We start from the raw sequence: 20,304 nt of genomic DNA, 5'->3' as shown, positions 1-20,304 counted from the left end.
GAAAAGGAGGGGGAATGACAATGGGCAAAGCAACAGGCTTTATGGAGTATGCGCGCGAAGAAGAAGTGAAGCGTCAGCCACTTTCCCGCTTAGATGATTGGAAGGAATATACATTTCCGTTTTCTGATGAAACGTTGGCAAGACAAGGTGCCCGCTGTATGGATTGCGGGACCCCTTTCTGCCATATGGGCATGGAATGGAACGGATTAACCTCTGGATGTCCGATTCATAACTTGATTCCGGAATGGAATGATCTTGTTTACCGCGGCCGATGGAAGGAGGCATTAGACCGCCTTTTAAAAACAAATAATTTCCCAGAGTTTACAGGAAGGGTATGTCCTGCGCCGTGTGAAGGGTCCTGTACGGTGGCGATTTCAGATCCAGCTGTGGCAATTAAAGGCATTGAACGCGCTATTATTGATAAAGGGTTTGCCGAAGGATGGATTCAGCCAAGGATTCCGAAAAAACGGACAGGGAAAAAGGTGGCGATTGTCGGATCGGGGCCGGCGGGTCTAGCCTGCGCCGATCAGTTAAACCAAGCCGGGCATTCCGTTACGGTTTATGAGCGAGCAGATCGCATCGGTGGTTTATTGATGTATGGCATTCCAAACATGAAGCTTGAAAAAGAAGTCGTGGAACGAAGAGTCCGCCTTTTAGAAGAAGAGGGAATTTCATTTATCACGAATACGGAGATAGGAAGAGACATCACAGCTGATGAACTGCGTTCACAATACGATGCGGTCGTTTTATGTACAGGCGCTCAAAAGCAACGCGATCTGGTCATTGAAGGCCGAGAGCTTGAAGGCATCCATTTTGCTATGGACTATCTAACATTAACGACCAAAAGCCTGCTTGATTCCAACTTTACCGATGACGGTTTGATTGATGCGCGCGATAAGCATGTGATTGTCATTGGCGGCGGAGATACGGGGGCGGACTGTGTGGCTACGGCGCTAAGACAGAAATGTAAAAGCGTCGTTCAGTTTGGCAAGCATCCGGCCTTACCGCAACAGCGCGCTGAAAATAATCCTTGGCCGCAGTTTCCTCTTGTGTTTACATTAGACTACGCCTATGAAGAAGCAAAAGTGAAATTTGGTGCAGATCCTCGGCAGTACTGCATTCAAACGAAAAAAATTGTTGGGGATGAACAGGGCAAAGTCAAAGAGCTGCATACGATTCAAATGGAAAAAATCACAGATGAAAGCGGAAGAGCGGTATTTAAAGAAATTCCTGGGACTGAACAAGTGTGGCCGTGTGATTTAGTGTTTATTGCTATTGGCTTTGAAGGCACTGAACAGCCTCTTTTACAGCAATTTGGCGTCGAAACCGTCAATCAAAAAGTGAAGGCTCCTTATGGTCAATATACAACCAATGTAGAGGGAGTGTTTGCTGCAGGTGATGCGAGACGCGGTCAAAGCTTAGTCGTATGGGCCATTCATGAAGGTCGGGAAGCAGCAAGAGAAGTGGACCGTTTCTTAATGGGAGTGACCTATTTACCGTAATTGTATAGATGATGTTAAAAAAGCGGAAGAGATCTTCAAGGTCCCTTCCGTTTTTTATAGTCGAGTGCCTAAATCACAAGTCTATAAATCCAATCTAAAAACGATAATGTTCGAACGAACAAGCAGATGGCGGTGTTCGTTTCTAGTTCATCCGCCCCATCTTCCCTTGAACTTATCTATCGAGAAATCTCCCGTTTTGAAACGAAGGGGAGGCGGGAGAGGTTCATAAAGAGTTTGGTTATAGAAGAAAACTACGATTGCATATGCTTTAACGTTTCTTTAATGCCGACTGCATAAGGAGTTTGCGGAATCGGACCGACGGTTTTTTCATATTTGCCGCCGTCTAATATGACCGGCTTTTCGTTTAAATACATCATTTCTGCATATTCTCTCATAAAGGGATTAAACATCCCGACAAGTTGAATCATCCATTTGTAGATGGGTTTGATGCGGATGTTAGCGTTTAAATAGCCTCCGGCAATTTCAGCGATTTCTTTTCCGGAAATCGTTCCGGCTCCTGGTATATTCCATGATTGATAAAAACAATCATGACGCAGCGATAATTCTACTAATGCTTCTGCTCCATCTTTAATGTAAATAAATTCTCTTTGAATGGAAGGATCGCCAACATAAAAAGCCATTTTCCTTTTTAGCATTTGCTGAAATGTAAAATGAAGAAGGGTGTTTCCTGCGTTGGGGCCGTAAAAATCAGGAAAATGGGCGATTAGGTATGGAATGCTAGATTGTTCAATTTGCTCCAACAGCTTTAACCGCAGTTTGCCTTTTTTTGTATGCGGTTTTTTAGGAGACGCTTCGGTTGTTTTTTGAGATTGCAAACCATATGAATAAATATTATCTACGTAAACAAACGGTTTATTGTAGATTCGGCACGCTTCTAAAATGTTTGAAAGAATAATCGCTAGATTAGGATCCCAATGTTGATAGGGAAGATTGATAGCATGAAAGACCATGTCTCCTTTTGCTACGGCGGCTTCGACATCCTCGAGATTCATAGCATCGCCGGGCAGGATGCTTGTGAGGTTTCCCCAGTTTTGCTGTTTATCTAATAATGTTGGTTTTGAACGGGCTACCGCTATCACATATATTTTACGTTTGATAAGGGCTTCGACTAATGCGCTTCCCATTCCCCCAGTAGCGCCAAACACAACGGCCGTTTTCATTGTTTCACTCCCTTGACTGATTAGAGAAGAATCATTGTTCTAATAATTGTTTATGATAGGAAAAAAATTAAAATGCTGTTAATTTATTATAACGTATTGAGGATTGCTTGTAAATGATTGGAACGAATGTATGGTTATGCGGAAAAGAAGGTCGCACCCCAATAAATGGACAAGGTTTATATGTGTCATTATGGTATAATAAAATCAAGAACACAAGTGTTGATGCTCCATTATTTTACTGAAAATATGAAATGATCTAGCTAGATACAAGATTTCTGCCTCTTCCCTCAAACAATGTCAATTGGTTTTTATTGGATCATCAACACACCTGAGTCAAGAAAGGTATGTAGCCATGATAAATGAAGAAAGAGAGGCGAGACAATGAACCTTCGTCTTGTAAAGGCCGGGTATTTTATGGGAATCGGGCTGATGATGGCTTCTGTTATTTATTTTTTTGCTGCTAATTGGCAAGGATTTGATCGATTGGAAAAGATAGTAGTAAGTATAGGGGTTATGTGTTTATTGTATGGCATCAGTATTTTGTTGGCTTATGTCATGAATCGCCACGATTTTTTGAGCCAATGGCTGTTTGTGGCAGGAGCCATTGGATTTGGGGTTTCTGTTGCGCTGATAGGACAAATTTATAATTCACATGCGGATAGCTTTTGGCTTTTCTTCATTTGGTTTATACCAAGTGCTGTATTTGCGCTCATCACTCGTTATGAGCCCTTTCGCGTCTTAAGTGCTGTGCTGCTGCAACTAACCTTTTGGTTTTATTATTTTCCGTCCTCTTATCAGACTGAAAGAGATCAGTGGGTATCCTTTTTATTTCTGCTTGTGTTTGCAGCTGTGAATGGAGCTGTTTTTTTTCTCCACCGTTCTTCTTTTGTTTCCTATCTTTTGTATGTGGCCATGCAAGGATGGTTGTTCTTGATTGTCGGATCCGGTTTGACTGAAGGCAGCTTTACGTGGTGGCCTTATGTGTATTCATTGCTTTTGCTCGTGTTTCTTTATTATTTTTTCGCGATTGTTAAGCATCGCTCCTATGTCCTTATCACAAGTTTATTTGCAGGAGGATTTTTGATTGTCCAATATTTCCGATTTGTGGCCCGGCATTTTCAAGAAGGTGTTTTGCTTGCAGGTCTGCTGTTGGCGGCGGGGATTGTTTATGGAAGTCTGTTTTTGCTGAAAAGGTTAAGAAATTGGGCAATGGAAGAAAACGCTGGAACCACTTTTTTAGCTGTGTTTCAGGCTATTGTCACAGCCGTTGCTTCCATTATTGCCATTTCAAGTATTATGGGCCTTTTTTCGCTTTGGACCCATCATTTCTCGTCAAATCTATTATTTGCTTTATCCGTCGGAGCGTTTGTTTTGCCAGGGATGCTTATGCAAAGCTGGAATGATGTAGTTCGCTGCACGCTGCTTGCGATCGGTTATGGAGTTGGTGTGATTGCATCCATGGATATTTCCATTTGGATTGTCACAACCTATTTTCTGGTCCTGCTTGTTGGATACTTTAAATCAGAAAAAACGGGGATTAAGCTCCTTACTCATGTAGCATTATCTGCTTTCGGAATGCTCATTGTCGAAGAATGGAGCGACAAGCTGCGCCTTGCTCTTTTATTCGTTGTCCTGTTGAATGCGTTTTTATATATGGCATCCCACCAGCGGAAGCATACTCAGCGTTTGTCTCTCTTTATAGGCATGGGGTCTCTTTTATTATTAACAAGTATGGATTTTTTTGCTCTTGATCTTTGGGTGGTATTGGCGAATCTTTTATTGATATTCATCACAGCAGGATGGATCGCTTTTCAATCGAAGCAACAGGAGCCCATTGGATTAGGGATTGCTTGGTTTTATTTGTGGCTATTTCTTGTTTTAAAATATTACGAATTTGCATGGAGCCTTCTCGACAAAGCCATAAGTCTGTTGATTTTTGGAATTCTCGTGCTGGCAGGTACAATATTTTTAGAAAAAAAGAAACATCTTCTGCCAAACGAACAAGTAAGTTGGGTTCGCAGCAAATGGATTCCTTTGCTTATGATCATCGCGCTGCAAATCGTTTTTATCGGCTATACCGTATTTGATAAAGAAAGGCTTTTGCGAAATGGAGAAGTGGTAAAGCTGGAGCTCATGCCGATGGATCCGCGCTCTTTACTCCAGGGTGATTATGTTCGCCTGCGCTATGAAATTTCGCAGATTCAAGGAATGAGCGGGAACGGAAAGGTTCAACTCATTTTGCAAAAAGATGAGGCAGGAGTTTACCGCTTTGCACGCGTATATGTTATGAACGGGAAAAAGGATTTGTCGTATATCCGGAAAAAGGGCGAAGTCATCATCAATGGGAAGTGGCAAGGAGATACGATCATTTATGGAATTGAATCCTTTTTTGTTCCAGAAAAAACAGGAATAGAACTGCAGCAGCGAGCTCGTTACGCCTATGTCCGAGTAAGTCAAGCGGGCGATGCTTTGCTAGAGAGTGTTAGTGACCGTTAAAAGCGTTCGGGAAACCCCGAATGTTTTTTTCTTACCACTTATTTGACGATGTAATGAGGAGAAAGGAGGAAAGAGTTTATCGTACCCTCTATGCGGATTTAACGACATCGGAAGGATGGAACACATCATTTTGGAGAGCTGCAATCGGGAGGAAAACATGCTGGTTTTCGTTATGCCAAAGCGTGACAGAGTGCCGGACAGCAGACCAATAAGGGCGTCTGTGAGCCGTATTGTTTGGTTCGCCCGACCGCGGAAAAACGTTCTCAACTTCATATCCAAACAAATGTTAAACGATCGAATTCAGATTGCCGACAAATGCTTTCAATCATAGGCACTAGTCTAGCTCGTCTGCGCATGCACTTTTTTATTTGATTTGTGCTCCTTGTCTGGCAAGCATTTTTAACACATTCACCGAGAAGTCTCCCACCTCTAAGCGAAGTGTAGGTGGGAGAGGTTGATGTCAGCTTGCTGTGAAATAATGCTTAAAACCGTTATAGCCATACAACATTTGATATCGTTTGTACAAACGTGAATGAAAGGGAGAAAGAAGTATGAAATGGTTGTATATTTTATTATCTTTAGTAGGTGGAATGCTAGCAGGGCTTCAAGCGCCGATCAACGGAAGCCTTGGAAAGAAAATAGGGAGTCTGGAAGGAGCCTTTACTTCCTTTTTTGTCGGTACCTTATTTTTAACGTTTGTCGCTTTATTTTTTGGCAAAGGACAGTTGGTGCAGTTGCTTCAAGTTCCTAAATGGAATTTATTAGGAGGTTTATTAGGGGCCGTTTTTGTGACGATTACGATTATTTCCGTTCCAAAAGTAGGGGCAGCAGCTGCTATTTTGGCTGCTATCGTTGGACAACTTGTTATTAGTATGGTCATTGATCATTTTGGTTTATTTGGCGTACCTAAAATTCCGATGAATATGAATCGGCTTTTTGGGCTATTGTTTATGCTAGCCGCTCTCTTTTTTATTTATCGCGGCAATGCAGCATCGTAAAAGGAATCAAATGGACATGTTGAATAATGAACAAACTTCTTTATTTAACAAAATGTATAATGAAAAGCTTAACGCTACCAAGTAAAATATGTTTAAATATTTTAATTTTTCTGTTAATAACAAAAAGATTCTGGGTTTAACCCAATCATAAGGAATGAAATATAGGTATGTCTCATAGATTATAAGGCAGAGCTCATCCACCGCTTTTCTCATGCTAAAAAGTACAGATGGACATGTACGATTGACGCCATGGTTAGAAAAGCGTTTCTTTTTTCGCTAGGCTAATTTGGAAACTTGAGCATGAAGACAGCCATAGCCTCGTTTGCCGTAGCAAAGGAGTGAACACAAATCCAGTTGTTTTACTGAAAGAAGGGCGAAGTTGCTCAATAGATTTCTATATCTAGGAATCTTGTATGTAGCCTTAGCAAAGGCAAATAATAAACAGTGGAGATCTAGCAGCGCTCCTAGATAGGCAGACATTGTTTTTTGAAGGGATTAGGGTTTTAGCTCTATTCCCTTTTTTAAAATAAAAAATGATAAGGAGGCTGTGTGCCATGAATCAATCCTCATTCGATTTATCGAAAAACTTTCAAGAAGCCGCGTCTGGATTGACCCAGCGGGAGGCGATTGAGGAAGCGAATCGCTGCTTATATTGCTACGATGCTCCCTGTATTCAGGCTTGCCCGACAGGAATTGATATTCCTGCCTTCATCAAAAAGATTGCATCAGGGAATCTGAAAGGGGCAGCAAAGACTATTATGCTGTCAAATCCTGTAGGCGCAAGCTGCGCGAGAGTATGTCCGACAGAGGAGCTATGCGAAGGAGCCTGTGTTCTGAACCATTCGACAAAGCCGATTATGATCGGAAACTTGCAGCGGTATGCGACAGATTGGGCCATACAAAATGACGAACCGCTATTTCAAGCAGGAAGAACAAACGGTAGGGCGGTAGCGGTCGTTGGTGGCGGACCAGCAGGATTGTCAGCAGCTAGGGAGCTGGCGCTTATGGGGTACAGTGTGACGATCTTTGAAGCAGAAAAGGAAGCCGGTGGGTTAAATACGTATGGGATTGTTTCATTCCGTCTTCCGCAGCGCGTGCCATTGTGGGAAGTTCACCAAGTCAAGCGTTTAGGTGTGGACATTCGGACGAATACAAAGGTAGGAAAAGATATAACCGCAAACGAAATTTTAGAAAGCTATGATGCGGTTGTTTTGGCTGCGGGGATGGGGACAGTTCCGATGCTGGGGATTGAAGGAGAGGATTTAGAAGGGGTGTATGACGCGATTGAACTCATTAAAGAAACGAAAACCAAGCCGTTAACGGATCGGTTGGTAGGGAAAAAGGTTATTGTCATTGGTGCCGGAAATACAGCGATTGACGGGGCGACATGTTCGGTACGGCTAGGGGCGGAAAACGTAAAGATTTTATATCGCCGTACAAAGGAAGAGATGACAGCTTATGATTTTGAATACGAATTTGCCAAACAGGAAGGAGTCGAGTTTCGTTGGCTGACGGCTCCTAAACGAATCATCGGCGATGAGAAAGGAAGAGTCACTCATATCGAATGCATCCGCATGCAATTAGGGGAGCCGGATCAAGATGGGCGGCGGCGTCCGGTTCCGATTGAAGGATCGGAATTTATCATGCAGGTAGATGCCGTGATTAAGGCGATTGGCCAGATGCGGCACCTGGAGCTACTCACGGAGTTTGGATTAGAGCACGATGCTGGAGTTGTTCGGATTCGTCAGGGAAGCTACCAAACCTCCCATCCAAAAATATTTGCTTGCGGCGATATCGTTTTCGGCAAAGGACAAGGTGAAGCGATGGTAGTCACAGCTGCGCAGCAAGGAAAAGAGGCTGCTTATGCGATTCATCAATATTTAGAAAAGCACATAAGCGAGACGGCTTAAATGAAGGGGGAATACAACAATGGCCGACTTAAGCATGAATTTAGCGGGGATCAAGTCTCCTAACCCGTTCTGGTTGGCGTCTGCGCCGCCGACGAACTCGGGATACCAGGTGCAACGAGCATTTGAAGCCGGATGGGGCGGAGCCGTTTGGAAAACACTTGGAGAACCGATTTTAAATGTATCGTCGCGGTTTGCAGCCATCAGCTTCAACGGTCAACGGATCGCGGGGTTTAATAACATTGAATTGATTACGGATCGTCCGCTTGAGGTGAACTTAAAGGAAATTTATGAAACAAAAAAACGATTTCCTAACCATGCCATTATCGCTTCTCTTATGGTCGAGCCAAAAAGGGAAAAATGGCATGAAATTGTGAAAAGAGTACAGGATGTGGGAGTGGATGGATTTGAATTAAACTTCGGCTGTCCGCACGGAATGGCGGAACGCGGAATGGGATCAGCATCGGGGCAGGTACCAGAGTTAGTAGAAAAGCAGACATATTGGGTCAAAGAGGTCGCGGAAAAACCGGTTATTGTCAAATTAACCCCTAATATTACGGATATTACAGCAACAGCGGAGGCCGCTGTTCAAGGAGGAGCTGATGCCATCAGCATGATCAATACAATCAACAGCTTAATGGGGGTCGATTTGGATACGTGGCATATCATTCCGCATGTCGCAGGGAAAGGGGCGCATGGCGGTTATTGCGGTCCAGCAGTGAAGCCGATCGCCCTAAATATGGTAGCTGAATGTGCTCGCCACCCGCGAATTAATGTGCCAATTTCCGGAATGGGCGGGGTATCGAGCTGGAAGGAAGCCGTAGAATTTATGCTGATGGGAGCAACGGGAGTGCAAGTGTGCACGGCGGTGATGCATCATGGCTTCCGCATTATCGAGGACATGGTGGAAGGGCTCCAGCATTATCTTGACAGCAAAGGGATTGCTTCGGTAATGGATCTTGTCGGCAAAGCCGTTCACCGATATTCGGATTGGGGCAATCTTGATTTGAACTATAAAGTAGCTGCCCGTATTAACACCGATGTGTGCATTAATTGTAATAAATGCTATATCGCTTGTGAAGATGCATCCCACCAATGCATCGATCGCCTTGCTGACGCCACTGGCCGTGAGTATTTAAAAGTGCGGGAGGAAGATTGTGTAGGATGCAATTTATGTTCGCTTGTCTGTCCTGTTGACGGCGCGATTGATATGGTCGAACTTCCAAGGGAGTGCCCGCCGATGACATGGAACGAACGCCAAGCGGCGATCAGTGCATTAACAGTTTCCAATGCGGAAGCCAAGTAAAGAACACAAGGAGGAAATATTTTTATGAAAAAGCTGATAAAAAATGGAACGATTGTAACGGCAGCGGATGTTTATCATGCAGATGTGCTAATTGAAGATGGAAAAATTGCGGCGATTGGCGAACATGTAAGTCCGCATGATGCTGAAATCATTGATGCAAAAGGTTGCTATGTTTTTCCGGGAGGAATTGATCCGCATACTCATTTAGATATGCCGTTTGGCGGGACAGTGACAAAGGATGATTTTCAATCGGGAACGATTGCCGCGGCATTTGGCGGAACAACGACGGTGATTGACTTTTGTTTAACGAATAAAGGGGAGCCGCTGGCGAAGGCCATTGAAACCTGGCACAACAAAGCGAAAGGCAAAGCCGTCATTGATTATGGCTTCCATTTGATGATTAGCGAAATCAATGATGATGTATTAAGCGAATTGCCAAAGGTGATCGAAGAAGAGGGGATTACATCTTTTAAAGTATTTATGGCCTACAAAAACGTGTTCCAAGCAGACGACGGCACTTTGTACAGAACGCTTTCTGCCGCCAAACAGCTTGGCGCTCTCGTCATGGTCCATGCCGAAAATGGAGATGTGATTGATTATTTAACAAAGCAAGCGCTCGCTGAAGGCCACACAGAGCCCATTTATCATGCGCTTACTCGGCCCCCGGAATTGGAAGGAGAAGCGACAGGCCGCGCTTGTCAGCTGACGCAGCTGGCCGACTCGCAGCTTTATGTTGTCCATGTGTCTTGTGCACAAGCAGTCGAAAAAATCGCCGAAGCGCGCAATAAAGGATTAAATGTGTGGGGGGAAACATGTCCACAATATTTGGTGCTAGACCAGTCATATTTAGAAAAACCGAACTTTGAGGGGGCTAAATATGTATGGTCACCGCCGCTTCGAGAAAAATGGCATCAAGAAGTGTTATGGAATGCCTTAAAAAATGGACAACTGCAAACCTTGGGATCCGATCAATGCTCATTTGATTTTAAAGGACAGAAGGAACTGGGAAGAGACGACTTTACGAAAATACCAAACGGAGGTCCCATCATTGAAGATCGACTCAGCATTTTATTTAGTGAAGGTGTAAAGAAAGGACGAATCACCCTCAACCAGTTTGTCGACATTACATCGACGAGAATCGCGAAGCTGTTTGGATTATTTCCGAAAAAAGGAACGATCGCTGTTGGCTCTGACGCCGACTTGGTCATTTTTGATCCGAATGTGGAACGGGTGATTTCCGCTGAAACTCATCATATGGCCGTTGACTATAACCCGTTTGAAGGAATGAAAGTGGCAGGAGAGCCAATATCAGTGCTTTCAAGAGGTGAGTTTGTTGTACGGGACAAAGTCTTTGTCGGGAAACCAGGCTATGGCCAATATTTAAAACGGGAGAAGTATGGAAAATACACCGTTCTAAACGAAAACAAGAAATTAACTATTTAATAGAATAGACCACAAGAGAGAGGACTTACGGTCCTGCTGTTTGGCTAGATGGTAGATATAAAGGAGGAGATACGGTGTCTTATCAAGAGTTTCTGGTGGAGCGCGAGCGAATGGATGCATTGCTTCGTCGAGGGTATGTGATCAAGCGTGTTCATGAAAATTTAAGCGGCGCGTTTATAGAATTTGCGCTGCCAACTCCGGCTGCTTCTGAGCTAAAACAGCCTTTGCAAACATTGCACATTCAAACGGCCGACGCCAGAAAATATGTTTCTTCTTTGCTGATTCAGCAAATGAAGCGATCGTCCTAATGAGCTTTTGACAGCCAAGGAGAGAAGCAGTCTTTCCAAATCTTTATGACAATCAGCGAAAAGGCGAAAGGTAGACAAAGTCATTTTGACTTTGTCTACCTTTATTTTTGCATCTAGTTATTTAGTTTTTCTTACTAGAGGGGATATCATGTTTTCTTGCGCTGTTTCTTCTTACTCGAATCGTCCGATGGAAAGGCGAATGGTATAAAATAAAATGGATTTTAAAGGAGAAGGCAAAGGTATCGAGATCCAATACTCTATGTTCGTACTGTGGATACCAAAGCAAAGATGTTAAGAATCTCAATCTTCGTGAATGGATAGGCCCATCTTACAGAACACATCACGCTAGAGATTTAAACGCAAGCAAAAACATTCCATAAAGAAGGATTTCGATTGTTGTCTTGTTTGGACAATGAAACCGTAGGAACTATGAGGATTGCCTACTCATTCTCCTTTCATAAGAAGTGGAAGCGCAGGAATCAAAGCAAAAGTGGGAGTGGTTCAAAGGCAGCCATTACACGATGTACATATCTGAGATTTGCATGAATAAAAAGGAGGAATCGATTTGTTTGCGGTGAATAATTATTTAGTGTGATGGGACAATCTCCGTTGATAGAGGAGGGGAAGGAGTGCACGAGCATTTTCAATTTACTGTTTTGGACGTATTAAACAGAAAGCACTTTGAGCATACTCAAGTCATTGCAGGACATCAAGGATTGCACCGGACGGTCAAATGGGTACATGTGGTGGAAGTGACGAAGATTCATAAACTATTAAATGGAAAAGAACTTATTTTATCTACGGGTGTAGGATGGAAAGAAAATGGAGAGTTATTCCTTTCCTTTGTGGAGCAATTGATTGAAAGCGACGCCTCCGGGTTATGCATCGAAATCGGAACCTACACGTCATCCATCCCGCCAGAAGTGATTCAGCTAGCGAACGAGCACCACTTTCCAATCATCCTTTTTTTGAAAGAAGTTCCATTCGTTGAAATTACTCAAGATATCCACGCCTATTTGATTAATCAACACTATCAAATGATCTCCAACTTAGAAGCTTATTCCCAGCAGTTAAATCAAAAACTTTTATCTATTGAGCATTACAATGAAATTTTAAAATATTTGCATCGGTATTTAGGTCATCAAATTCTCTTTCGCATGCATGGCAAGGAAGTTGAATTTGTTCCGGAGTGCTGTGAAGCAAAAAAACAGCTATGGCTCAAACAAGTGGCTCAGCCAACGAAAAAATCGGCCTCCCAGTCGATCCAGCTTTTTAGCCATGAATATGCGGAGCTGTCGATGATTTCTACAGACCGGGATATTAGCGAGTTTGACTTGCTGATTTTAGATCGAACGGCGACGGCGCTCGCCCAGTATTTGCTGCGCGATTTATATGTTGAAGAGAAGAAAAGAGCAAGGGAGCAAGAATGGCTAAAAGGGTGGCTGGAGGGCGAACATAGCGTGCAAACGATTTTGGATTATTTAGCTGACCATGATGTTGAGCTAAAGCCAAAAGGCGGCTGTGTCTGTATTTGTAAATTTAAATCATTAAAGCAGCATTCCGCTTTTGATATGACTTATTTCAAGTTGCTCTTTCGCACGATGCTGGAACAGCAGGGGTTCCAATCCTTCCCGATTGAGATGCGCGGCAGCATCGTGTTTATTTTAGTGGATAAACGAAGCGTGAAAACATGGAAGCAGCGGATGCAAACGGGAATTCAGCGCTTGATGGACTCCGAATTTGCCAATATGAAAAACATGCCGTGCTTTTTTTTTAGTGTCGGAAAATTCACGGAAAGTCTTGCACTTATTCATAAAAGCTATCAAACCGCTCTTGAAACAAGCAAAATCCAGCAGCAGCTTTCTCAAAAAACAAAAAGCTGTTTTTATGAAGATTTACATTTAGCTAGAATTATTTCTCTTATCCACAAGGACGGTGATCTGCATGAAATGATGATGGAATATCTGGAGCCGGTGATTCAATATGACAAAAAGTATAATGGCAAGCTGATGGAAACATTAAAAGTTTATTTGGCCTGCAATGGTTCGAAAAAAGAAACGGCCAAACGTTTATATGTCGTCAGACAAACGCTTTATCATCGCATTCAAAAGCTAGAATCGCTACTAGGAGCTGATTTTATGAATCCTGAGAAGCGGCTTGCTATCGAGTTTATGATTCAGGCCTATGAATATTTGGCAGCCGGCAATGAATGAAAAACTCTCCTGAAACAGCAGGAGAGTTTTTCATTTTGCGTCATAAAGTCTAAGTAGTTGTCATATTGTGGAATGGGAACGAACGCACTTTTTACATTATGTCTAATGAATGCGTCAACGAACTAAGCGATAATGGAAATGAATGACGAGTGTTGATGATCCGCTCTTTTATTTAAGGAAGCAGGAAGTCCAGCCGCTAAGCGACCGCAACGAATCTTTTGGTTCATCAACGCGGCGATCAATGAATATTTCGCACCATCAATCAATAGGAGGGAACGCCATGGCTTTGGTTAGAAACGAAACCACTGTTTTAAAAAATTTCATTAATGGAAAGTGGGTAGATTCGAGCGGAGCGGAAACGCTGGAAGTACCGAATCCGGCGACAGGGGAAGTGCTGGCTAGAGTTCCGATTTCTACAAAAGAAGATGTGGAGCGTGCCGTACAAGCGGCGAAAAAGGCGTTTGCTTCATGGAAGAACACTCCTGTTCCAAAACGGGCGCGCATCATGTTTAAGTTCCACCATTTGTTGACGGAGCATCATGAAGAATTGGCAAGGCTGATCGTGCAAGAGAACGGAAAAGCATATAAAGAAGCGTATGGCGAGGTTCAACGCGGAATTGAATGCGTCGAGTTTGCCGCGGGGGCTCCGACTTTAATGATGGGCGAGACGCTTGCAGAAATTGCGGAAGACATTGATTCGGAAATGCTTCGCTATCCGTTAGGAGTTGTCGGGGGAATTACACCGTTCAATTTTCCGATGATGGTACCGCTTTGGATGTTTCCATTGGCGATTGCCTGCGGAAATACATTTGTGCTAAAGCCTTCCGAGCGCACGCCCATTTTAGCGAATAAATTAGCCGAGTTATTTACGCAAGCCGGTGCGCCAGAAGGGGTTTTAAATATTGTGCACGGCGCCCACGATGTGGTCAACGCGCTGATTGCCCATGAAGATATTCGGGCTATTTCCTTTGTCGGTTCCCAGCCTGTAGCCAAATATGTGTATGAGCAATCGGCTGCAAGAGGCAAACGCGTACAGGCTCTTTCCGGGGCGAAAAACCACCATATTGTGATGCCCGATGCCAATGTTGAGCTTGCTGCGCAGCATATCATCAACTCCGCTTTCGGAAGTGCAGGCCAGCGCTGCATGGCGTGCAGTGCCGTCGTGGTGGTAGGAGAGAATGAACGGTTTGTCCAAACGTTAAAAAAGCAAGCGGATGAACTGGTGATCGGCAATGGAATGGATGAGGACGTGTTGCTGACCCCGGTCATTCGCCAATCACATCGGGAGAAAGTGCTTGGTTACATCGAAAAAGGAGTGGAAGAAGGCGCTGTGCTGATTCGCGACGGACGAAAAGAAATGGCGGAGCTTTCGGAAGGGAATTTCCTCGGGCCAACGATTTTTGATCATGTAACGCCAACAATGACAATTGCCAAAGAAGAAATTTTTGCCCCTGTCCTTAGCTTGCTGCGCGCGGCTGATTTAGATAAAGCGCTTGAATATATCCGCCAATCCCGCTATGGAAATGGAGCGACCATTTATACAAAGGATGCAAAAGCCGTCCGTCAATTTCGCGAAGAAGCAGATGCCGGAATGTTAGGAATTAATGTCGGTGTGCCAGCGACGATGGCCTTTTTCCCATTTTCAGGATGGAAGGATTCATTTTATGGCGATCTTCATGTCAACGGAAAAGATGGCGTGAATTTCTATACACGAAAAAAAATGATTACCTCCCGATTTGATTTTTAATTTTCACAGAAGGAAGGGAACAGAATGGTTCAAACAGATCAAAGCCAACATTTATTGGAAAAAGATGGTCGATATATATGGCATGCCATGAAGCCGTACAATCCTAAGTCAACATTGATTGTCGAGGAAGCAAAGGGATGCTGGGTAACCGATCATACCGGAAAAAAATATTTAGATGCCATGGCCGGGCTTTGGTGCGTTAATGTCGGTTACGGTCGCGAGGAGTTAGCAGAAGCCGCTTATGAGCAGCTAAAGAAGCTTGCTTATTTTCCGATGACGCAAAGCCATGCACCGGCAGTTGAACTGGGAGAGAAATTGAACGAGCTGCTAGGAGACGAATATGTCATTTTCTTCTCTAACAGCGGCTCCGAGGCCAATGAAACCGCCTTTAAAATGGCACGGCAATATCATCAGCAAAAAGGCGAGCATAGCCGCTATAAAATTATTTCCCGTTATCGGGCGTATCATGGAAACTCGATGGGAGCACTCGCGGCTACTGGACAGGCGCAGCGCAAATATAAATACGAACCTTTGGCACCGGGCTTTATTCATGTCGCTCCTCCCGATTGCTACCGTGATAACGAGACAGCGGAAAATCCGCGCAATTTAAAATCCGTTCAAGCGATTGATCAAGTGATGACATGGGAATTAAGTGAAACCATCGCCGCCGTCATCATGGAACCGATGATCACAGGCGGGGGAGTGCTCATTCCGCCGGATGGCTATATGAAAGCGGTGAAGGAAGTGTGTGAAAAGCACGGAGCTTTGCTGATTGTCGATGAAGTGATATGCGGGTTCGGCCGAACAGGCAAACCGTTTGGCTTTATGCATGATGGAGTGAAACCGGATATCATCACCATGGCGAAAGGAATTACAAGCGCTTACTTGCCGCTATCGGCCACTGCGGTCCGCAAAGAAATTTATGAGGCATTCAAAGGGGAAGAGGAATATGATTATTTCCGTCATATAAATACGTTTGGCGGAAATCCGGCCGCATGCGCCCTTGCCTTAAAAAATTTAGAAATTATGGAAAAGGAGCGTTTATTTGACCGATCCCGCGAAGTTGGCGAGCAGCTGTTGAATGAGTTGAAGCATAAACTGCAAAACCATCCTTATGTCGGCGACGTCCGTGGCAGGGGCTTGCTGATTGGGATTGAGCTGGTGAAAGATAAAGGTACAAAAGAACCGCTGGATGTGTCGCTTGTCAATCAAGCCATCAATATTTGCAAAAACAACGGCTTGTTGATTGGCAAAAACGGTGTGACGGTAGCTGGCTTTAATAATGTGTTAACATTGTCGCCTCCTTTGACGATTGAAAGCGAAGATGTTGCCTTTTTAGTGCAAACATTAACAGAGGCGCTTGAAGAAATAAAGTAGTCTATCTATATGATTCATTGTGTATCCACACAGGTCTCATTCATATGAATGGGCCCTATGTTTTTTGTTGATCACCGATATGGTTACCGTGAGCCGGGTAGTGGATGAATGTGGATCATGATGATACTCGATTAATTAACCATGTGATATTGCAAAAAGACAGATGATTTAGACTGGTATAGAAAACTATGGATTGAAAGACATTGCTATAAGGTGACGATACCGTTGTTGGTTTGGATAGGTTCATGCTATGAATATTATGGAGTGTTATCATGAAGGAAAAATAGTGATCGCGATGACTAATCGCTTTGATATATTGAAATGGCAAAACGATTGCTTAGCAGTTCGAACGAGAAAAGTGGAGTTAGGCATCGATCGCCAAAAGGAAAAGGATGAACGTGTCCTCTTTATAGAATAGAGGCCACGCTCTGTTGTTTATATCCTTTGTTCCAACTCCCGATCCGTCTCTGCCAGTACATCGCCGATTTTTCGATTTTGGATGACAAGATCGGCCCATTCGTCCAGTTCGGTCGGCTCTAGGTTGACGATGACGAGTTGGGCGCCGTTTCGTTTGGCGATGAGCGGCAACTGATTAGCGGGCGATACTTGCAAGGAAGAACCGAGCACGATGAACAGTTTGGCTTGCTCGGCGGCGCGCCATGCTTGTTCTACCGCTTCCGCCGGCAGCGCTTCGCCAAACAGAACGACGGAGGGGCGCAAAAAGCCGCCGCATGTGCAGGAAAAGGTATCATCAAGATAAGCCTCGCTTTCATCAGACTGATTACAGCGCGCACAACGGACCGTCCGAAGTGAACCGTGAAGTTCGATGACCTTTCGGCTGCCGGCCTGCTGATGAAATCCGTCGACATTTTGGGTGATGACAGTTTGAATAAGCCCACGTGCTTCCCAGTCAGCGAGAATACGATGACCAGCATGGGGTTGACATTGCCGGAGCGTGCGAATGCGGTATTGATAAAAGGAGATAAAGTCCTCTCGGTGATATTGAAGCGCATGCGTACTTGCTAAGCGCTGTGGATCCTTTTGTTGCCATAATCCTGTCTGTACGGAGCGGAAATCGGGCAATCCGCTTTCTGTTGACATTCCTGCCCCGGTCAATATGACTGTATGCTTTGAATCAAGCATTAGCTTTGCTAAAAGCATCTATTTCACCTTCTTGTGAAAACGTATTATTCGTATATGCCGTTTGTGTACATTTCTGTTAAATGATAAACGGCATCTTCCAATGAAAAAGGAACCTCTTGTTCGGTTAATTCCCACATATACATTTCGTTAGCGTAAAACCAACCTCGTGCGACCAAACTTGGCTGCAAATGTGATTTTGCTAGTCCGTTTGCCTGCGAATAGGCAACATCCTGTGCGATGCGGGTGATAAATTGTTCGCGGATTGCTTTCCATTTTTTCGCGACTAAATCGGAAATGCCGATCGCTTCTTTCATTAGCTGAAGCAGCCGCTGCTCCTGGATGGCCAATTGTAAAAAAAGGCGGACTTGATGCTCAATGAGATGGCGGGCTTCTTCTTTTGTTCGGGGAGCAAACGGGATTTCCGCTACTTCGTAAAATTTTCTCATCGTTTTTTCCATCATTTCAACAAAAATGTCATCCTTGTTTTTAAAATACACATACGCTGTTCCATAGCCCACATTTGCTTTTTGGATAATTTGCGAAATGGTGGCTTTCTGAAATCCGTTTTCTAAAAATACGTCGTAGGATGCAGCGATAATTTTTTGTCTTGTTTCCATTGCTTGAAGCTGTCTTGAAGAAAGCTTTTTCATCGCTTATCTTCCTTTCTGTATGTTGGTGATAATCTGTCATTGACATTGTGTCAACTTACCTATATATTTTAACTAAAAATATAGAAAATTCAAACACAACAAACAAGGCGGTGGGAAAATGTATTCACGAGAGGAAGCACGCCAGCTTGATCGACTAGATAAGTTGGCATCGTATCGAAAGGAATTTTATCTTCAGGAAGGCACGATCTATTTGGATGGCAATTCACTTGGCTTGCTTTCACAACGCGCGGAACGGTCATTGCTGGAAATTCTAGATTCATGGAAATCATACGGCATTGACGGGTGGACAAACGGACACCATCCATGGTTTTATTTATCAGAAGCATTGGGAGAGCGCATGGCTTATCTTGTTGGCTGCAAACCGGAGGAAGTGGTGGTTACAGGTTCCACGACGGTTAACCTTCATCAGCTTGTGGCTACATTTTATCAACCGACAGCTGCAAGAACGAAAATTTTAGCCGATGAACTGACGTTTCCATCGGATATTTATGCATTAAAGAGCCAACTTAAGCTAAAAGGATACGACCCGAAGGAGCATCTCGTGCTCGTCAAAAGCAGGGATGGAAAAACCATCGAGGAGGCCGATTTGATTGAAGCGATGACAGAGGAGATTGCTCTCATTGTACTGCCAAGTGTTCTTTATCGCAGCGGCCAGCTTTTTGACATGAAAACGCTCACAGAAGAAGCGCATAAACGTGGAATTATGATCGGATTTGATTTATGTCATTCCGTCGGCGCCATTCCGCATCAGCTCCATGACTGGGGAGTCGACTTTGCTTTTTGGTGCAATTACAAATATTTGAACGGCGGCCCAGGATGTGTGGCGGCTCTGTATGTTCACGAAAGGCATTTTGGGAGAGAGCCTGGATTAAGCGGCTGGTTTAGCTCAAAGAAAAACAAGCAGTTTGATATGGAGCCGGATCTGACTCCTGAAGAGCATGCTGGCGCTTTTCAAATCGGCACACCGCATATTTTAAGCACTGCTCCTCTGATTGGCTCTCTTTCTCTATTTTGCGAGGTCGGGATGGAGAATATTCGCCAAAAATCATTGCGTCTCACCGAGTATATGATGGCGCTGATCGAGCGTGAATTGGCAAACTACGAATTTATGATAGGGAATCCAAGAGAAGATAAGCGCAGAGGAGGACATGTTTATTTAGAGCATCCAGAAGCGGCGAGAATTTGCCAAGCGTTGAAGGCAGAAGGGGTCATTCCTGATTTTCGTAAGCCGAATGGGATTCGTTTGGCTCCGGTCGCATTATACAACACGTATGAAGATGTTTGGCAAGCAGTTCATATTTTAAAGGAGATTATGGAGAAAGAAAAGCATAAAAAATTTCCGAACGAACGGGGAGTGGTGGCATGACAAAAAAAACCTCCTCTTCATGGATCGATATTTCACAGCCGCTTTCTCATTCGATTGCTCATTGGCCGGGGGACACACCATTTGCGTATGAGGTATCTTTTACAAAAGAACAAACGGGTTCAGTCAATATCGGAAAAATGACAACAAGCGTCCATATTGGCACACATGTCGATGCACCGTTTCATTTTGACGATCATGGTCAAAAAATAATCGATTTGGCGATCGATGTTTTTATTGGACCGGCGCGTGTGATTGATGTATCACCATTCTCCATTATTAATAGTGCTGTGCTGCAATCCTTCGATCTTTCCGGCGTTCAGCGTCTATTATTAAAAACGAATGTTCCGAACCAGCCAGAGCGGTTTCCTGAGTCGATTCCGCTGCTTGATCCAGATTTAGGCCCGTTTTTCAAAGAGAAAGGGATTGTGTTGCTTGGAGTGGATGTTCCGTCAGTCGATCCGCTTGACAGCAAAGATCTTAAGACGCACCATTCATTTGCCAAAAACGGTGTGCATATTTTAGAAAATGTAATGCTTGACCATGTCGAATGCGGCGACTATGAGCTTATCGCATTGCCGCTTCCGTTAAAGGATGCTGACGGAAGCCCGGTGCGCGCAGTTATTAAGCCGATGGCAACATAGATAAG

General features: G+C 44.0%; 15 protein-coding genes and 1 pseudogene. 13 read left to right on the top strand and 3 right to left on the bottom strand.

The window, feature by feature from the left end; genetic code table 11:
* Positions 1-20: 20 nt before the first annotated feature.
* On the top strand, positions 21-1,502 hold the full coding sequence (locus tag GGQ95_RS00935) for a glutamate synthase subunit beta (RefSeq protein WP_159719679.1): 1,482 nt from the start codon (positions 21-23) through the stop codon (positions 1,500-1,502).
* 251 nt (positions 1,503-1,753) lie between these two features.
* Here GGQ95_RS00935 and GGQ95_RS00930 read toward each other — a convergent pair whose 3' ends face one another.
* Entirely contained in the window at positions 1,754-2,683 is a 930-nt protein-coding gene (locus tag GGQ95_RS00930; RefSeq protein ID WP_044745449.1) for an NAD-dependent epimerase/dehydratase family protein, read from the bottom strand.
* Positions 2,684-3,064: 381 nt separating this feature from the next.
* On the opposite strand from GGQ95_RS00930, the gene GGQ95_RS00925 reads away from it, so the two are divergent.
* The 10 genes and pseudogenes from GGQ95_RS00925 (at position 3,065) to GGQ95_RS00880 (ending at position 16,478) form a co-directional block, all read left to right on the top strand.
* A complete protein-coding gene (locus GGQ95_RS00925) occupies positions 3,065-5,179 on the top strand; it encodes a GDYXXLXY domain-containing protein (protein WP_066147536.1) in 2,115 nt (704 codons plus the stop codon).
* Positions 5,180-5,730: 551 nt separating this feature from the next.
* The gene (locus tag GGQ95_RS00920) at positions 5,731-6,177 is read left to right on the top strand and encodes a DMT family transporter (RefSeq protein WP_066147538.1); all 447 of its coding nucleotides are present in this window, start codon (positions 5,731-5,733) and stop codon (positions 6,175-6,177) included.
* Positions 6,178-6,731: 554 nt separating this feature from the next.
* A complete protein-coding gene (locus tag GGQ95_RS00915; RefSeq protein ID WP_183186237.1) occupies positions 6,732-8,087 on the top strand; it encodes an NAD(P)-dependent oxidoreductase in 1,356 nt (451 codons plus the stop codon).
* Between the two features lie 19 nt (positions 8,088-8,106).
* Complete coding sequence (gene preA, locus GGQ95_RS00910) at positions 8,107-9,390, top strand: NAD-dependent dihydropyrimidine dehydrogenase subunit PreA (RefSeq protein ID WP_183186236.1); 1,284 nt, start codon at positions 8,107-8,109, stop codon at positions 9,388-9,390.
* 24 nt (positions 9,391-9,414) lie between these two features.
* Complete coding sequence (gene hydA, locus GGQ95_RS00905; protein WP_159719682.1) at positions 9,415-10,833, top strand: dihydropyrimidinase; 1,419 nt, start codon at positions 9,415-9,417, stop codon at positions 10,831-10,833.
* A 74-nt stretch (positions 10,834-10,907) separates the two neighbouring features.
* Entirely contained in the window at positions 10,908-11,141 is a 234-nt protein-coding gene (locus tag GGQ95_RS00900; RefSeq protein WP_183186235.1) for a hypothetical protein, read from the top strand.
* A gap of 203 nt (positions 11,142-11,344) precedes the next feature.
* Positions 11,345-11,521: pseudogene (locus tag GGQ95_RS00895) on the top strand (zinc ribbon domain-containing protein); the annotation flags it as partial.
* 249 nt (positions 11,522-11,770) lie between these two features.
* A complete protein-coding gene (locus tag GGQ95_RS00890; RefSeq protein ID WP_183186234.1) occupies positions 11,771-13,354 on the top strand; it encodes a PucR family transcriptional regulator in 1,584 nt (527 codons plus the stop codon).
* Positions 13,355-13,634: 280 nt separating this feature from the next.
* On the top strand, positions 13,635-15,101 hold the full coding sequence (locus tag GGQ95_RS00885) for a CoA-acylating methylmalonate-semialdehyde dehydrogenase (protein WP_183186233.1): 1,467 nt from the start codon (positions 13,635-13,637) through the stop codon (positions 15,099-15,101).
* A 24-nt stretch (positions 15,102-15,125) separates the two neighbouring features.
* Positions 15,126-16,478, top strand: coding sequence for an aspartate aminotransferase family protein (locus GGQ95_RS00880; RefSeq protein WP_183186232.1), 1,353 nt, complete (start codon positions 15,126-15,128; stop codon positions 16,476-16,478).
* Positions 16,479-16,913: 435 nt separating this feature from the next.
* On the opposite strand, the gene GGQ95_RS00875 is transcribed toward GGQ95_RS00880, so the two are convergent.
* Positions 16,914-17,639, bottom strand: a complete 726-nt coding sequence (locus GGQ95_RS00875; RefSeq protein ID WP_183186231.1) for an NAD-dependent deacylase — start codon at positions 17,637-17,639, stop codon at positions 16,914-16,916.
* Between the two features lie 26 nt (positions 17,640-17,665).
* A complete protein-coding gene (locus GGQ95_RS00870; protein WP_159719687.1) occupies positions 17,666-18,271 on the bottom strand; it encodes a TetR/AcrR family transcriptional regulator in 606 nt (201 codons plus the stop codon).
* A 118-nt stretch (positions 18,272-18,389) separates the two neighbouring features.
* On the opposite strand from GGQ95_RS00870, the gene kynU reads away from it, so the two are divergent.
* Entirely contained in the window at positions 18,390-19,658 is a 1,269-nt protein-coding gene (gene kynU / locus GGQ95_RS00865; protein ID WP_066147558.1) for a kynureninase, read from the top strand.
* Entirely contained in the window at positions 19,655-20,299 is a 645-nt protein-coding gene (kynB, locus tag GGQ95_RS00860) for an arylformamidase (protein ID WP_044745436.1), read from the top strand. Before kynU ends, kynB begins: the two co-directional genes overlap by 4 nt.
* Positions 20,300-20,304: the final 5 nt, after the last annotated feature.

This window comes from Anoxybacteroides rupiense, assembly GCF_014196195.1.
In the GTDB taxonomy this organism is placed as follows: domain Bacteria; phylum Bacillota; class Bacilli; order Bacillales; family Anoxybacillaceae; genus Anoxybacteroides; species Anoxybacteroides rupiense.
The sequence above is the reverse complement of the archived record's forward strand: the minus strand, read 5'-3'. Positions and strand labels throughout refer to the sequence as shown.

Excerpts from the sequence above, each read along its gene's own strand:
- kynU (WP_066147558.1), top strand. The coding sequence starts at position 18,390 with ATGTATTCACGAGAGGAAGCACGCCAGCTTGATCGACTAGATAAGTTG.
- GGQ95_RS00920 (WP_066147538.1), top strand. The coding sequence starts at position 5,731 with ATGAAATGGTTGTATATTTTATTATCTTTAGTAGGTGGAATGCTAGCA.
- hydA (WP_159719682.1), top strand. The coding sequence starts at position 9,415 with ATGAAAAAGCTGATAAAAAATGGAACGATTGTAACGGCAGCGGATGTT.
- GGQ95_RS00880 (WP_183186232.1), top strand. The coding sequence starts at position 15,126 with ATGGTTCAAACAGATCAAAGCCAACATTTATTGGAAAAAGATGGTCGA.
- preA (WP_183186236.1), top strand. The coding sequence starts at position 8,107 with ATGGCCGACTTAAGCATGAATTTAGCGGGGATCAAGTCTCCTAACCCG.
- GGQ95_RS00885 (WP_183186233.1), top strand. The coding sequence starts at position 13,635 with ATGGCTTTGGTTAGAAACGAAACCACTGTTTTAAAAAATTTCATTAAT.
- GGQ95_RS00930 (WP_044745449.1), bottom strand. The coding sequence starts at position 2,683 with ATGAAAACGGCCGTTGTGTTTGGCGCTACTGGGGGAATGGGAAGCGCA.
- GGQ95_RS00935 (WP_159719679.1), top strand. The coding sequence starts at position 21 with ATGGGCAAAGCAACAGGCTTTATGGAGTATGCGCGCGAAGAAGAAGTG.
- kynB (WP_044745436.1), top strand. The coding sequence starts at position 19,655 with ATGACAAAAAAAACCTCCTCTTCATGGATCGATATTTCACAGCCGCTT.
- GGQ95_RS00875 (WP_183186231.1), bottom strand. The coding sequence starts at position 17,639 with ATGCTTTTAGCAAAGCTAATGCTTGATTCAAAGCATACAGTCATATTG.
- GGQ95_RS00870 (WP_159719687.1), bottom strand. The coding sequence starts at position 18,271 with ATGAAAAAGCTTTCTTCAAGACAGCTTCAAGCAATGGAAACAAGACAA.
- GGQ95_RS00915 (WP_183186237.1), top strand. The coding sequence starts at position 6,732 with ATGAATCAATCCTCATTCGATTTATCGAAAAACTTTCAAGAAGCCGCG.
- GGQ95_RS00925 (WP_066147536.1), top strand. The coding sequence starts at position 3,065 with ATGAACCTTCGTCTTGTAAAGGCCGGGTATTTTATGGGAATCGGGCTG.